This window comes from Micromonospora trifolii, from assembly GCF_022229005.1.
Classification (GTDB): domain Bacteria; phylum Actinomycetota; class Actinomycetes; order Mycobacteriales; family Micromonosporaceae; genus Micromonospora; species Micromonospora trifolii.
Genome location: NZ_JAKKFD010000037.1, coordinates 39582 through 53543, shown reverse-complemented (window position 1 = coordinate 53543; position 13962 = coordinate 39582). Strand labels below are relative to the sequence as shown.

Annotated in this window: 18 protein-coding genes; 7 read left to right on the top strand and 11 right to left on the bottom strand. The window is 70.7% G+C overall.

What is annotated here, in order from left to right; translation table 11 throughout:
• Positions 1–18: 18 nt before the first annotated feature.
• The 8 genes from NIE79_RS22390 to NIE79_RS22355 form a co-directional block, all read right to left on the bottom strand.
• A complete protein-coding gene (locus tag NIE79_RS22390; protein WP_238680422.1) occupies positions 19–1281 on the bottom strand; it encodes a hypothetical protein in 1263 nt (420 codons plus the stop codon).
• On the bottom strand, positions 1278–2048 hold the full coding sequence (locus NIE79_RS22385) for a SigE family RNA polymerase sigma factor (RefSeq protein WP_238680421.1): 771 nt from the start codon (positions 2046–2048) through the stop codon (positions 1278–1280). Before NIE79_RS22385 ends, NIE79_RS22390 begins: the two co-directional genes overlap by 4 nt.
• A gap of 103 nt (positions 2049–2151) precedes the next feature.
• Positions 2152–3027 carry a PH domain-containing protein gene (locus NIE79_RS22380; RefSeq protein ID WP_238680420.1) on the bottom strand — a complete coding sequence of 292 codons (876 nt, stop codon included), beginning with the start codon at positions 3025–3027 and terminating at the stop codon, positions 2152–2154.
• A 6-nt stretch (positions 3028–3033) separates the two neighbouring features.
• Positions 3034–3192 carry a hypothetical protein gene (locus NIE79_RS22375; RefSeq protein WP_007455302.1) on the bottom strand — a complete coding sequence of 53 codons (159 nt, stop codon included), beginning with the start codon at positions 3190–3192 and terminating at the stop codon, positions 3034–3036.
• Positions 3193–3308: 116 nt separating this feature from the next.
• Positions 3309–3986 (bottom strand): DUF6758 family protein, encoded by a 678-nt coding sequence (locus NIE79_RS22370; RefSeq protein ID WP_372471748.1) that lies wholly within the window; start codon positions 3984–3986, stop codon positions 3309–3311.
• 79 nt (positions 3987–4065) lie between these two features.
• A complete protein-coding gene (locus NIE79_RS22365; RefSeq protein WP_091397287.1) occupies positions 4066–4689 on the bottom strand; it encodes a TrmH family RNA methyltransferase in 624 nt (207 codons plus the stop codon).
• A gap of 51 nt (positions 4690–4740) precedes the next feature.
• Positions 4741–5277: a hypothetical protein gene (locus NIE79_RS22360; protein ID WP_238680419.1), complete on the bottom strand. Its 537-nt coding sequence runs from the start codon at positions 5275–5277 to the stop codon at positions 4741–4743.
• A gap of 91 nt (positions 5278–5368) precedes the next feature.
• Positions 5369–5884, bottom strand: coding sequence for a MaoC family dehydratase (locus NIE79_RS22355; RefSeq protein WP_030486570.1), 516 nt, complete (start codon positions 5882–5884; stop codon positions 5369–5371).
• A 547-nt stretch (positions 5885–6431) separates the two neighbouring features.
• On the opposite strand from NIE79_RS22355, the gene trxA reads away from it, so the two are divergent.
• The 3 genes from trxA (at position 6432) to NIE79_RS22340 (ending at position 8357) form a co-directional block, all read left to right on the top strand.
• Positions 6432–6794 carry a thioredoxin gene (gene trxA, locus NIE79_RS22350; protein WP_007455291.1) on the top strand — a complete coding sequence of 121 codons (363 nt, stop codon included), beginning with the start codon at positions 6432–6434 and terminating at the stop codon, positions 6792–6794.
• A 154-nt stretch (positions 6795–6948) separates the two neighbouring features.
• Complete coding sequence (locus NIE79_RS22345) at positions 6949–7389, top strand: hypothetical protein (protein ID WP_238680418.1); 441 nt, start codon at positions 6949–6951, stop codon at positions 7387–7389.
• Complete coding sequence (locus NIE79_RS22340) at positions 7386–8357, top strand: HTTM domain-containing protein (RefSeq protein WP_238680417.1); 972 nt, start codon at positions 7386–7388, stop codon at positions 8355–8357. The genes NIE79_RS22345 and NIE79_RS22340 overlap by 4 nt, the downstream gene beginning before the upstream one ends.
• Here NIE79_RS22340 and NIE79_RS22335 read toward each other — a convergent pair.
• Positions 8321–8740 carry a thiol-disulfide oxidoreductase DCC family protein gene (locus NIE79_RS22335; protein ID WP_238680416.1) on the bottom strand — a complete coding sequence of 140 codons (420 nt, stop codon included), beginning with the start codon at positions 8738–8740 and terminating at the stop codon, positions 8321–8323. The genes NIE79_RS22340 and NIE79_RS22335 overlap by 37 nt on opposite strands.
• A 93-nt stretch (positions 8741–8833) precedes the next feature.
• On the opposite strand from NIE79_RS22335, the gene NIE79_RS22330 reads away from it, so the two are divergent.
• Together NIE79_RS22330 and NIE79_RS22325 are read left to right on the top strand one after the other, a co-directional pair.
• On the top strand, positions 8834–9880 hold the full coding sequence (locus NIE79_RS22330) for an Rv2578c family radical SAM protein (RefSeq protein WP_238680415.1): 1047 nt from the start codon (positions 8834–8836) through the stop codon (positions 9878–9880).
• A gap of 19 nt (positions 9881–9899) precedes the next feature.
• Positions 9900–10307: a CoA-binding protein gene (locus NIE79_RS22325; RefSeq protein WP_196928457.1), complete on the top strand. Its 408-nt coding sequence runs from the start codon at positions 9900–9902 to the stop codon at positions 10305–10307.
• Positions 10308–10430: 123 nt separating this feature from the next.
• On the opposite strand, the gene NIE79_RS22320 is transcribed toward NIE79_RS22325, so the two are convergent.
• Positions 10431–11627, bottom strand: a complete 1197-nt coding sequence (locus NIE79_RS22320) for an acyl-CoA dehydrogenase family protein (RefSeq protein ID WP_238680486.1) — start codon at positions 11625–11627, stop codon at positions 10431–10433.
• 177 nt (positions 11628–11804) lie between these two features.
• On the opposite strand from NIE79_RS22320, the gene NIE79_RS22315 reads away from it, so the two are divergent.
• The gene (locus NIE79_RS22315; RefSeq protein WP_238680414.1) at positions 11805–12344 is read left to right on the top strand and encodes a DUF4190 domain-containing protein; all 540 of its coding nucleotides are present in this window, start codon (positions 11805–11807) and stop codon (positions 12342–12344) included.
• A 27-nt stretch (positions 12345–12371) separates the two neighbouring features.
• Here the strand turns inward: NIE79_RS22315 and NIE79_RS22310 are convergent, their stop codons facing one another.
• A complete protein-coding gene (locus NIE79_RS22310) occupies positions 12372–13277 on the bottom strand; it encodes an SDR family NAD(P)-dependent oxidoreductase (RefSeq protein ID WP_238680413.1) in 906 nt (301 codons plus the stop codon).
• 118 nt (positions 13278–13395) lie between these two features.
• Here NIE79_RS22310 and NIE79_RS22305 point away from each other — a divergent pair, with 118 nt between their 5' ends.
• Complete coding sequence (locus NIE79_RS22305; RefSeq protein ID WP_238680412.1) at positions 13396–13953, top strand: DUF4190 domain-containing protein; 558 nt, start codon at positions 13396–13398, stop codon at positions 13951–13953.
• The last annotated feature ends 9 nt before the right edge of the window (positions 13954–13962 follow it).

The following is a 13962-nucleotide window of genomic DNA, read 5'->3' as shown; positions in this document are numbered from 1 at the left end:
CGCCCAGGTCACCCGGGATCAGAAGCCATTCACCAGGATCGGAAGCTCTCCGGCTGGCACGCCGGGCACCGCAGCGGGGGTGGCGGGCTTTCCCGCCCGCACCTGGCCGACGTCGACCTGGACCAGCTCGCCGGTGCCGTCGAGGTAGGAGGCCTGGGTCTCGTCACTCCACACGATCACCCCGGTCATCGGCGGACCGGCCGCAACGGCTGTCGCACCCGGCCCGAGCCGCTGGAGGTCGACCAGCAGGGACCGACCGGCCTTGCCGCTCCCCCCGTTGACCAGCAGCCAACGCCCGTCCGGCGAGACCCCGCCGACGCCGTCCTGGCTCAGGCCCGGACCGCAGCCGGTGCGGACCGGGTCGAGGTGACGTGTCGGGGCGAGGATGGCGAGGCAGGTCCGGCCCGGTTCGGTCGTGGTGACCTGGGCGACGAGCCGCCCGTCGGGCAGCCCCCCGTAGACGTTGAGGCTCTTCCGGTCCACGGCGTCGGGCAACGGCCCCGCACCGGGCCGCCAGAGCGTGTGACCGGCGCCGACCCTGTCGAGTCGGACCAGCACGCTGTCAGCGACGAACCGGACGGGCTCCGCCGACGCGGGCACCGGGGTGCGCACCGCCCCGATGAGTTGGGTGCCCACCACCCCTGCCACCAGCAGATCGTCTCCTTCGAGCCAGGCGACCTGGCGGCTGTCCGGGGCCAGGACGATCGCGCCGGCCCCGGCCAGCAGCACCTGCACCAGGCCGTCGTCCTGCACGACCGACAGCGAGCGTCCCGCGATGCTCGGCGCACCGATCACCAGCCAACCGCCGCCGCTGGGCAGCGGCTGGACGTGTTCGGCCGGCCCGACGTCGGGCAGCACCAGCCGCCGCCCGTCGGCGTTGACCAACGTCTCGCCGACCAGGTGGGAGGACGACGTCGTGGGCGAGGGTGCGGGGCCGGGAACGCTGGCCGTCGGGAGCGGTCGGTTGGTCGGGTCCGGGTCGCCGATCACCACGATGGGTGAGCCGTCCCGCCTGGTTTCGGTACCGAGCTGGGCCATGCCGGCACTGAGCAGCACTGTGGTGACCGCCGCGAGGGCGAGGCCGGCGGCGGTGCGTCGACGCCGGATGCGGTTCGCGCGGCGGATGGCCTGGCCGGCCGGATCGACGCGCAGTGGGCGGGCAAGGGCGACCTGGTGCGAGAGTGTCTCCCGCACCGCACCTTCCAGCTCGTCAGGCCGCACCTGGTATGAACGCTGCGGGCCGGCCGTCAGGTTGTCGCGCCGGCCTGGGAACTGACTCACTGCCCTTCCCCGGAGCCCGTGCCGACGGGCACGGCCGCCGGGGCGGTGGGAAGCACGACCTGCGGGGTGATCGCACGCGGCACGGCGGGGCGCGACGCGGCGGGGCGGGGCACGGGTTGGCTGGCCGCCCGTCCGGGCCGGGGTGTGGCGGCACCGGTCGGGACCCGCCCGGTCCGGGAGCCCGAGCCCGTGGTCCGGCCGGCGGCACCGGTCGCGGCACCGGCGGCAGCGGCCGGCCGGGCGGCGATGCCGGCGGCGGCCGCGAGCTCCGGTGCGTCCGCGCCGAGCCGCCGACGCAGCGTGGCGAGCGCCCGGGACGCCTGGCTCTTCACAGTTCCCGGTGAGATGTCCAGCATCGCGGCGGTCTGCGCCTCCGACATGTCCTCGTAGTAGCGCAGCACCAACACTGCCCGCTGCCGGTTGGGCAGCTCCCGGAGATGCCGCCAGAGCAGGTCACGGTCCAGTTGCTGCTCGATCTCGTCGACGCCGGCCCGCTCGGGCAGCACCTCGGTCGGGCGTTCACCGTGCCAGCGTCGCCGCCACCAACTGGTCGACGTGTTGACCATCACACGCCGGGCGTACGGCTCGACGGCCTCGATTCCGCCGAGCCGCTTCCACGCGAGGTAGGTCTTGGTCAGCGCGGTCTGGAGCAGATCCTCGGCCGTGGCCCAGTCTCCGGTGAGCAGATAAGCGGTGCGTAGGAGCGCGGCGGAGCGGGCCGCGACGAACTCGCGGAACTGCTCCTCCAACGAGTCCTTGCTCGCCACCGCCCACCTCCACACCCCTGCCGTCCTGGCAGAGTGCCACGTCAGGGGCGCTCTGGTCCATGACGAAAGGTGCGCACTTGCTCCGATGTTCGGTCGAAAACCTTTACGCCCCGTCGTCGGCCTTGGCCTCGTCGGCCTCCTTGCCGAGCCGCGCCTCGACCGCCTGCGGCTCGTACATCTCCTCGACGACGCGCAGGTAGAGCTCGTTCGGGTTGGGCAGGTTCTTGATCTCGCGGAGCGCCTGCTCCTGGCCGGCCGACTCCAGCACGAAGGTGCCGTAGTTGAGCGCGCGACCGGTCGGGGTCTGCTCGTACTTCATGTCGGTGACCCGGACCAGCGGCATCATCGCCACCTTGCGGGTGACGATGCCGTTGACCACCATGACCCGCTTGTTGGTCAGGATGAACCGGTCATACCACCAGTCGGCGACCTTCCACGCCACCCAGCCCATCACCGCGAACCACAGCAGCACGGCGATGGTGGTCAGCACGCCGACGTCCTGGCCGGCGAGGAAGCCGGAGAGGTAGCCGAGCACGAAGGTCGCCGCGACGCCGATCAACAGCGGGTTGGTGAGGTGGATCCAGTGTCGCTTCCACTCGCCCCGGTAGCGCTCGGTGGGGAAGAGGTAGCGAGCCACCAGCGAACTGGGCTCGTCTTCCAGTGGCAGCACCCGCCGAGGGGTCGAGCCGGTCGCGTCCGCGCGCAACCCGGCCAGCTCGTCCTCGGAGATCTGCGGTGGCTGGTAGCTGGCCTCCGGATCACGGACCCACCCCCGACCGGAACGACCCTGGCCGGCATAGCCGGGCCCGTCGCCATAGCCGACGTCGTCCGAAAGGGACGGACCGTCGGACAGGCCGGGACCGGCCCCGTAGCCCGGGCCGTCATCAGGCCCGATCCGCGGGATCGGCTCGGTGTCGCGCTCGCGGCGCTCCCGGTCGGGGTCGTCCGGGTCGAAGGGTGGTCCGGAGGGGCTGCCCATCGGCGGCTAGGCGACGAGACTGGTGAAGAAGTCGCCAAACCCCTGGGCAATATCCATGATCCCGCCGCCGAGCGACTTGAACACGTCCGCCGCAGAGTTTGGCCGGTAGGCGACGAAGAAGATCAAGAATGCGATTCCGGCCCAGGTGAGGACCTTCTTGACCATGGCGGGCCATCCTCTCGCGCGGCGCCGGGTCCCATTACCGCAGCGGCACCCAGAGTATCAGTGTGGTGTCGTACAGTGAATATCTGCGTCCGTTCTCCGTCAATCCGGAAGAGTTGTCAAGCTCTACCGGGTAGATACGGGGACGGTGCGCCGTACACGAGCTCGGGCGGAGTCCACTCGGTCAGGTCGTGTAGCACGACGTCTTCCGCGAGCAGGTGACCCGCACTCGCCGGCCAGGCTATCGCATGGAGCCACATTCCCCGAGCTTCGCCGGCGTACGCGCTTCGATCCGTTGGTGAATTCACCAACCACAGTGGAGTGGGGTGCCCGCCGACCTTGATCTTCGCCTGTCCGACGTGGTCAGGGTGACCCGACCCCGGGTCGGTCAGCGCGTCCACCAACTCCGGCCCCGGATCCGGGCCGGCCAGACCGGCGAGCCTGGTGCCCAGGCCGACACCCGGTTCCTCGGCCACGAAGACCAGATCGGCCGGGCCGCCACCGAGCGGGGCCGGGCCCGCGCAGGCCACCACCGTCGCCCGCACGCCCGTCCGGTCGTCCCCGGCGTACGCCACGCCGGTGAGTGTCCAACCGGGCGGCAGCGGCCACGGGCACCACAACGGCGTCACCGGCGGATCGCCGGTCGCGGTGATCCGTTCCACCACGCTCGCCACGATGTCCGCTCCGATGTGCTCCGGCACGTGCAGCGGCGGCACCGGGCCGCAGCGCACGCACCTCGAGTCGGTGTTCATCAGATCCGGCGCCCGTACCGGGCCCCCGCATCTCGGACAACTCACCGCGACACTCACATCCCCACCGTCTCCCCGCAGTGGCGGCACGTCAAGCCGGAACGTCCGATTCGGCACCGTACGTGGGTCAGTCCGGCGGCGTACCGGCGTGCGCACGGATCCAGGCGTGCATGGCGATTCCACTGGCCACGCCCGCGTTGATCGACCTCGTCGAGCCGTACTGGGCGATTGAGTAGAGCTGGTCGCACGCGGCACGGGCCGGCGCGGAGAGGCCGGGCCCCTCCTGACCGAACAGCAGCACGCAGTCCCGCGGCAGGGTGCCGGTCTCCAGCGGGCGCGACCCGGGCAGGTTGTCGATGCCGAACACCGGCAGCTGCCGCTCGGCCGCCCAGGCCACGAACTCCTCGATCGTCTCGTGGTGCCGTACGTGCTGGTACCGATCGGTCACCATCGCGCCGCGCCGGTTCCACCGTCGCCGTCCGACGATGTGCACCTCGGCGGCGTTGAACGCGTTGGCGTTGCGCACCACAGTGCCGATGTTGAAGTCGTGCTGCCAGTTCTCGATCGCGACGTGGAAGCCGTGCCGGTGCCGGTCCAGGTCGGCCACGATCGCCTCGTGCCGCCAGTAGCGGTAGCGGTCGACGACGTTGCGCCGGTCCCCCTCCGCCAGCAGCTGGGGGTCGTAACGGGGGTCGTCCGGTGGGTCCCCCGGCCAGGGGCCCACACCCACCTCAAGCTGGTCGTCGGTCACGGTCATCAGAGGGTACGGACCGTGTCGGCGCCCGCCGCGACGACCTGCCGGTCACCCCAGGTCGAGGGCGGCACCGAGCCGGTCCAGGAAGCGCCGGTCCGCCGGGTTGGCCGGTGGGTCCGCCCGGCGCACGCCGGCACCGGGCACCGCGCGACAGACCCGGGCCGCGACCGACTGCACCCACTGGCGGTACGCGGCCGAGTCGGCGGGGTCGGCCCGTCGCCGGAGGACCCGGCTCGCCGCCCGGCAGGCGGCCAGCAGATCCACCAGGTCGGTGAGCCGTTCGGCGGGTTGCGGGGCGCCGTCGTGGCGGGCGTAGATCGTGGCGACCACCGCGCGGACCAGGTCGCTGTCGGAGGCTCGGCCCGCGGCCACGGCATCCAGCCCGGCCAGGCTGGCCGACACTCCACGCTCCGTCCGGCCAGGACCGGGTGCCGCGGCGGCCACGAGAACCCGACCGGGCAGGCTGGTGAGCAGATCCCACTCGGCGGCGGAGTAGACAGCTGTGGTCAACGGTGCGGCTCGGCGGCCGGCAGAGGACGGCTCTCCCGCTACGGAGTGGCTCATCGGAACCTCCGGCGTCAGCATATGCCCCGAGACGGGAACAGGGCCCCTTCCCCAGCAGACCCGCGGTGGGGAAGGAGCCCGTGTTCGTCTACGGTCGAGCCCGCCGCGACGGTCAGCGCGGCTCGGGGAAGCTGGGCCGCTCCGGATCCACGCCGTCGGGCACCGCGGCGGCCGCGTACTCCCGCTTGGGGACCATGACCTTGCGCCGGAAGACGCAGACCATCGTGCCGTCCTGGTTGTAGCCGCGGGTCTCCACCGACACCACGCCCCGGTCGGGTTTCGAGCCGGACTCACGCTTGTCCAGCACCGTGGTCTCGCCGTAGATGGTGTCGCCGTGGAAGGTCGGCGCGACGTGCCGCAGCGACTCGACCTCCAGGTTGGCGATCGCCTTGCCACTCACGTCGGGCACCGACATGCCGAGCAGCAGCGAGTAGATGTAGTTGCCGACCACGACGTTGCGCTTGAACTGGCTGGCTGTCGCGGCGTAGTGCGCGTCCATGTGCAGCGGGTGGTGGTTCATCGTGAGCAGGCAGAAGAGGTGGTCGTCGTACTCGGTGACGGTCTTGCCCGGCCAGTGCCGGTAGACCGCGCCGACCTCGAACTCCTCGTAGTAGCGACCGAACTGCATGCTGGTCCCTTCGACGGGCGGCGATGGAGTTCGGCACAGCATGCCTTACCGATGGTTAAGGCGACCGGCGGGGCGCGACGGCGGCGGAAATGTCACACCGGTCACTCACCTGGGGGGAGACGCAATGAGCGGCGGGGCCCTCCCCGGCACCCGCCGCCCACGCTCTGATGTGAGGAATTCTGCCCTACGCCTGCGTAGGTTCACAGAGATCGCGGTCACATTTATCTTTTTGTAACACTACTGTCCGTGACGAAGCGGAGGTTGATCAGCGATCTCCGCAGGCGGGATACCTCCTTGTCAAGGCCCAAGTTACCGATTCGTAGTGCTCAATCGCGTGGATCTCCCTGGAAACGCTCCCATTACCGCAGGTCACGCAAGTGCGTCATGCACTTGCGTTCCGCAGGTCGGGTGTGAACAGATGCCTGTCGATGACCTGCGGCACCCCCCGGCAGCCCCGAGCACGTTTCGTGCCCCACCGCCCGGGAATTCGATACGGTCAGCCCTGGTTCTACGGGACGTAGATAAACCGCGGTGATCGGAGAGTGCAATGGCAACCGTTGAGCTGACCTCGACGAACTTCGACGAGGTGACCGGCAACGACGGCATCGTCCTGGTCGACTTCTGGGCCGACTGGTGTGGTCCGTGCAAGCGGTTCGCCCCGGTCTACGAGCGCTCCTCGGAGAAGCACCAGAACATCGTCTTCGGCAAGGTCGACACGGAGGCTCAGCAGGAGCTGGGCGCCAAGTTCGACATTCGTTCGATCCCGACGATCATGGCGATCCGTGACGGCGTCATCGTCTTCGCCCAGCCGGGCGCCCTTCCCGAGTCCGCGCTGGAGAACCTGATCGAGCAGGTCGAGGCGCTGGACATGGACGACGTCCGCAAGCAGCTGGCCGAGCACAACCACTGAGTCGTCAGCGCGACGACACGCGAGGCCGGGCCCGATGCGGGCCCGGCCTTCGTCGTACCCCCAGCAACCTCCACATGATCACCTGCCTGGTCAGGCCGAACTGCCCGTCGGAGGGACCCGAGGCCGTCGGTACATCCCGTATCGTCACGACCCGATGGAGAACCTGACCACCCGCGGGCGCGTGACCCGGCTGGGCGCTACCGCACTGGGGCTCGTCCTGCTCGTCGTCGGCACCTTCTGGGGCAGCGACGACGACTTCCCGTTCGGCCCGTTCCGGATGTACTCCACCTCCAACCCGCCGAACGCACCCGCACCCGACACCCGCGTCGAGGGGGTGAACAGCTCCGGGACGCTGATCGACCTCGACCAGAACGCGACAGGAATCCGCCGCGCCGAGATCGAGGGCCAGCAGGCCCGATACGCCGCCGACCCGACGCTGCTCACCGAGGTCGCCGACGCGTACGCCGAACGCCACCCGGACGCTCCCGCGCTGGTCGAGGTCCGCATCGTCATCCGCTGGCACGGCATCCGCGGCGGCCGACCGACCGGCCAGCACACCGACCAGACCGTCGTCCGCTGGCAGGCCACCCGATGAACCGCTGGCTGACCGAGGCCGTACCCCGGGGCCGGGTGGCCGCCTTCCGCACTCTGATCTACCTGTTCGTCGCCGCCGATCTGGTGATCTTCACCCCCTGGGTACGCACCCGGGTCAGCGTGCCCGGCGACCTGTACCGGCCACTCCTGATCGGCCGCCTGCTCCCACTGCCGACGCCAACCGAGACGCTGGTGACGGTGATCTTCTGGGCGTTGCTGCTGCTCGCCCTCCTCGCCGCCACCGGACGAGCGCCCCGGCTGCTCGGCTGGGCGGTGTGCGCGCTGTACCTGGAGTGGATGATCATCGCGATGAGCTACGGGAAGGTCGACCACGACCGGTTCGGGCTGCTCGTCGCGCTGGCCGTGCTGCCCACCGCCGGTCGGGCCCGACACGGCGACACCACCCGCACCGAGGCCGGCGGCTGGGCGCTACGCGTCACCCAGATCGCGGTCATCTGCACGTACTTCCTGGCCGCCTTCGCCAAGCTGCGCTTCGGCGGCTTGGACTGGCTGACCGGCTCGGTCCTGGCCCGCGCGATCATCCGGCGCGGCACCGACCTGGCGGACCTCATCGCCCAGGTGCCGCACCTGCTGATCGTCGCCCAGTTCGGCATCGTGGCGTTCGAGCTGCTGAGCCCGGTGGTCTTCCTGCTGCCACCCCGCTGGCGACTCGCCATGGTCGGCTTCTTCTACTCGTTCCACGCGGTCACCATCGCGACCATCACGATCTCGTTCGCGCCGCACCTGGCCGCGATGACCAGCTTCCTACCGCTGGAGCGGGTGCGCCCGCTGGTCTGGGCCCGCCGGCTCATCGGCCGTAGCCCTTCCGAGGCGGCGACGACGGATGCCCCGGAACCGCGCCAGACCGACGTCGAGAGGGTGCCGGCTGACCAGGACCCGGTGGTTGCCGGCGCGGAGCGGTCGCTCGACGATCAGGCGCCGGTGGTCGGGCGGCCGGCCGGCCCGTAGAGCCGCTCCCGGGCCTCCTGCGGGAGGGAGCAGGCAGCCGTGCCACCGGGAAGCCGGTGCCGGTTGCGCGCCACCCAGCGGTACAGCGGCCAGGCCGCAACGCGCACCGGAGGAATCCGCAGGCCGGCGCCGGCGACCCGCCAGAGCGGACCACTCGCGGCGAGAAGCTTCGCGATGGCGTCCGGACCGGCCGCGCGCGAGCCGTCCGCGCCGACCCACTGCACTGCCTCCTCGCACTCGGCCGTGGTGAGGCCGAGCGCGTCCAGGTCGGCGAACTGCCAGGGCACCACCCGGGCGGCGGTGGGGATGCGGCGCTCGATGAACTCCGCACAGCTCGTGCAGAACGCGCAGTCCCCGTCGTAGACGAAGGTCGACGTCTCCATGGCGTCCATCCTCCCCTCTCCGACCGCCCGAACGCCCACCGGTGTACGGCGGGTCACTTGCGCTTGCCTCGTACACGTGTTCGAATAGTGGCCATGCGCTGGGACAACCTCACCGCTCCCCCGGTTGAGGGAGACCCCGAGCGGGCAGCGCCAGCGACGCCACCCCTGCCGCTGGCGCTGCCCGGCGCCGTCGCCCGCACCTTCGACACCCCCGAGTTCGCCGGGATGACCTTCTACGAGGTGCAGGCCAAGTCCATCCTCAACCGGGTGCCCGGGCAGTCCCGCGTCCCGTTCGAATGGACGATCAACCCGTACCGGGGCTGCTCTCATGCCTGCGTCTACTGTTTCGCGAGAAATACCCACACTTATCTCGATCTCGACGCCGGCGCGGACTTCGACCGGAAGGTGATCGTCAAGGTCAATGCCGGTGAGCTGGTCCGGCGGGAGCTGGCCGCGCCGCGCTGGCGGGGCGCGCACGTGGCGATGGGCACCAACGTGGACTGCTACCAGCGCGCCGAGGGTCGTTACCGACTGATGCCGCAGATCATCGGCGCCTTGCGCGACTTCGCCAACCCGTTCTCGATCCTCACCAAGGGCACGCTGATCCTGCGCGACCTGCCGCTGCTGCGCGAGGCCGCCGAGGTCACCACTGTGGGCATCTCCTTCTCGGTGGGGTTCGTCGACGAGCATCTCTGGCGCACCGTCGAGCCGGGCACACCGCACCCACGCCGCCGACTGGACGCCGTCCGGGCACTCGCCGACGCCGGCTTCTCCGTCGGCGTGCTCATGGCCCCGATCCTGCCCGGCCTCAGCGACAGCGACGAGTCGGTCGACGCCACCGTCTCGGCGATCGCCGCCGCCGGTGCGACGAGCGTGACCGCCCTGCCCCTGCACCTGCGTCCCGGTGCCCGGGAGTGGTACGCGCACTGGCTCGCCCGCGAGCACCCGCACCTCGTGCCCCGCTACCGCGAGCTGTACCGGGCCGGTGCGTACGCCCCGCAGGCATACCAGCGGGAGTTGACCGCACGGGTGCGGATCGCCGCCCGCCGGCACGGGCTGCACCGCGGAGAGCGGGGCGACAACCGCAGCCTGCCCGAGCCTCCGCCACCGGCGGCGGCCGAGCAGCTGACGCTGTTGTAGTCGGAGCTACAGTCGGCGGGTGCGTACAGCTCAGCAGATCCTCGCCGACTCCGCCGTGATCGCCGTCGTGGGCGCGTCCCGCGACCCCTTCAAGGCCGCGCACGGCGTGCCGTTGCAGATGCAGCAGTACGGCTGGCGCATCATCCCGGTCAACCCGACTGTCGACGAACTGTTCGGGGAACGGGCCTACAAGACCCTTGCCGACATTCCGCACCCCGTCGACCTGGTGGACGTGTTCCGACCGGCGGCCGACGCCGTGCAGGTGGTCCGGGACGCGGCGGCGATCGGCGCCCCCGCGGTCTGGCTCCAACTGGGCATCGTCTCGGCGGAGGCACGGCGGATCGCCGAGGAGGCCGGCATGGACTACGTGGAAGACCGCTGCCTCATCGTCGAACGCGCCGCCGCCAACCTGACCCGCCTCCCCTGACCCGACCCACCTCCCCACCCCCGCGATCTTGCACTTACTGTCCCGGCATACCCGGCACAAGGGTCAATCGGGCAACCGAAAGTGCAAGATCGCGAGGGTGGGGGCGAGGGCGGGCGGGGCGGGTCAGAGCTTGTATTCCTTGAGGAGACCTCGGGAGATGATGGTCTTCTGGATCTCCGAGGTGCCCTCGCCGATGAGCAGGAACGGGGCCTCCCGCATCAGCCGCTCGATCTCGTACTCCTTGGAGTAGCCGTAGCCGCCGTGGATGCGGAACGCCTCCTGGACGACCTCGGCGCAGTATTCCGAGGCGAGCAGCTTGGCCATCCCGGCCTCGACGTCGTTGCGCTGGCCGGCGTCCTTGAGTCGGGCGGCGTTGACCATGAGGGCGTGCGCGGCCTCGATCTTCGTGCCCATCTCGGCGAGCTTGAAGGCGATCGCCTGGTGCTTGGCGAGGGGCTGGCCGAAGGTCTTGCGCTGCTGGGCGTAGCTCACCGCCAGCTCGAAGGCGCGGATGGAGATGCCGCAGGCGCGGGCGGCCACGTTGACCCGGCCCACCTCGATGCCGTCCATCATCTGGTAGAAGCCGCGACCCACCTGGTCGGCGCCGCCGAGGATCGCGGAGTCGGGCACTGTCACGCCGTCGAGCACCATCTCGGTGGTCTCGACGCCCTTGTAACCCATCTTCTCGATCTTGCCGGGGATGGTGAGGCCGGGGGCGGTCTCGCCGAAGCCCGGCTCCTTCTCCAGCAGGAAGGTGCTCATGTTGCCGTACACGGACTCGGCGCCGGTGTCGGTCTTGACCAGGGTGGCGACCACCGAGGAGTACGCCCCGTTGGTGAGCCACATCTTCTGCCCGTTGAGCACGTAGCTGTCGCCGTCGCGGACCGCCCGCGACTTGATCGCTGAGACGTCGGAGCCGGTCTCGGGCTCGGACATGGAGAACGCGCCGCGTACCTCGCCGGTGGCCATTCTCGGCAGCAGGCGGGCCTTCTGCTCGGCGGACCCGTGCTGGGAGATCAGGTACGCCACGATGAAGTGGGTGTTGACGATGCCGGAGATCGACATCCAGCCTCGGGACAGTTGCTCCACCACCAGCGCGTAGGTGAGCAGTGATTCGCCGAGGCCGCCGTACTCCTCGTCGATGGTGAGGCCGAACAGCCCCATCTCGCGCATGCCGTCGAGGATGTCGGTGGGGTACTCGTCGGCGTGCTCAAGCCGCTGCGCGTGCGGGATGATCTCCTTGTCGGCGAAGTCCCGAACGGTCTCCAGGATCGACTGTTGCACATCGGTCAGGCCGGGCGTCTGGGCGAGTCGGGCCATCTCAGCCTCCGGGGATCCGCGCACTACTCATGGGTAACTGAACGCTGGGTCAGTATCGGCCCCTCGGGTCGACGAGGCCAAGGTGACCAGTCCACACAACCGCTGTGAAAAGGTTCACCGCTGCGGGTAGCGTCCGGCAAGAGGGACTTTTCCGGCACCGGCAGGAGGAGGACAGCTGTGAGCTACCCGCCGCCGTCGGGACCGCCCGAGGACGAGCCGCCGCCGTCACCCTACGAGCCACCGAAGGACCAGTCGCCGTACGCGCCACCGCCGGCCGGCCAGGCGCCGTACGTGCCGCAGCCGGACCAGCCCGCGTACGAGCTGCCAGCGGAACGCTCACCGTACGGGCCACCAGCGGGCGAACCGTCGCCGTACGGCCACCAGGGGCCACAGCAGTCGGCGCACTGGAGCCAGCAACCGCCGTACCCCCCGCAGGGCCCCTACGGCCAGTACGGCCCACCGCCGGCCGGGCCGGGTCGGGGCACCAACGTGCTGGCGATCCTGTCGCTGGTGTTCGCCTTCGTCTTTCCGCCCGCCGGCGCCGTCCTCGGCCACGTGGCCAAGCGGCAGATCCGCACCAGCGGCGAGGAGGGCGGCCAGCTCGCGACGTGGGGGCTGATCCTGGGCTACGTCTTCACCGGGCTCACCGTGCTGGCCTGCTGTGGCTGGCTGGCGCTGGTGGCCTTCAGCAACAACGGCGACAGCGGCAGCTACTGACGAACGGGCCGGTGTGGCCCGTCGCGGTCAGCGGAAGCGGGCCTCACGGACGCTGTTGCCGCCGTCCACCACCAGCATCTGCCCGGTGATGTACGAGGCAGCCGGCGAGCAGAGGAAGCTGATCGCCGCGGCGACCTCGTCCGGCGTGCCCGGCCGCCCCACCGGGGTGCCCAACCCCTGCTTGATCTCGGCCATCGTGGAGGCCGCGGTGTAGATGGTGCCCGGCGCCACCGCGTTGACTGTCACGCCGTCGGCGATCATCTCCATGGCCAGCGCCCGGGTCAGCCCGACGACCCCCGCCTTCGCCGCGGCGTACGCGGCTTCGGTGGGCAGCGCGTTGACCGGGCCGGCCGTGGCCGACAGGTTGACGATCCGACCCCAGCCCCGCTCGGCCATCCCCCCGATGAACGCCCGGCTGCACAGGAACGCGGTGGAGAGGTTGCGGTCGATCTCACCGCGCCACTCGTCGTAGGTCAGCTGCGCCACCGGCCGCAGCACCCCCTGGCTGGCGCGACTGGCCAGACCGGCGTTGTTGACCAGCACCTCGACGTCGCCCAACTGCTCGGCGACCGCATCGGCCAACGCGCCGACCTCGGACTCGTCGGTCAGGTCGGCGACGAAGCCGGTCACGCCCAGCTCGGTAGCCCGCTCGTGGATGCGTCGGGTGGTGGAGACGATGGCCACCCGCGCGCCCAGGTCGGCGAGTCGCCGGGCGGTGGCGTACCCGATGCCGTCCGGGCTGCCCGCCCCGGTGACAAGGGCGACCCGCCCGTCGAGGCGCATGGTGACAGGGTCGGTGAGCGCGATCGGCTCGTCGGGGCCGGGGCTGCCCGCCGGGGCGGCCGTCCGGGCGCGCCGGGCCGCGCCCGGGCGGCTGACGTCCCGTCGGGGTCGACTGCCGGAGCGGTCCGCGGCGCGCGCGTCGTATGCCATGTCAGGGATCCTGCCCGTTACGACCGGCCCGAGCAACGCGGCACCCGGAAGCAGGGGCGTCGGGTTTGGGCGGCGCTGGCTACCCTGTCTCCGCACCCCAACCTGACGGAGAGTTCGCATGACCAATCCCCCGCCGCCCGGCAACTGGAGCGACCCCACGTGGTCGGCCCAACCGTCGAGCCCCGCACCGGATCCGACAGTGGTGGCCGGTCAGCCGGTGCCCGCACAACCTGGCCCGGTCGACCCGTACACCCCCGACCCGTACGCCGCGGCCCCATACGCCCCGGACCCGTATGCCCCTGTCGACCCGTACGCCGGCGCCAAGCAGCCAGCGACCCAGCCGATGCCCGGATACGCCCCGGCCGGTTACCCGCCGCAGTACCCCGGCTACGGCTACCCGCAGCCGCCGAAGACCAACGGGCTGGCCATCGCGGCGTTCGTGCTGGCCCTGATCGGTTTCACGTCCTGCATCACCGCGCCGATCGGCGCGATCCTCGGGCACGTGGCGCAGAAGCAGATCCGGCTCAGCGGCGAGGGCGGCGCGGGGATGGCGAAGGCCGCCATCATCGTCGGCTGGATCCTCACCGGGTTCCTGGTGTTGGTGATCGCCATCTACGCCGCCGCGATCATCTACGCGATCGTGACGAGCGACAACAGCAGCAGCAGTAGCTACTGACCGGCGGGC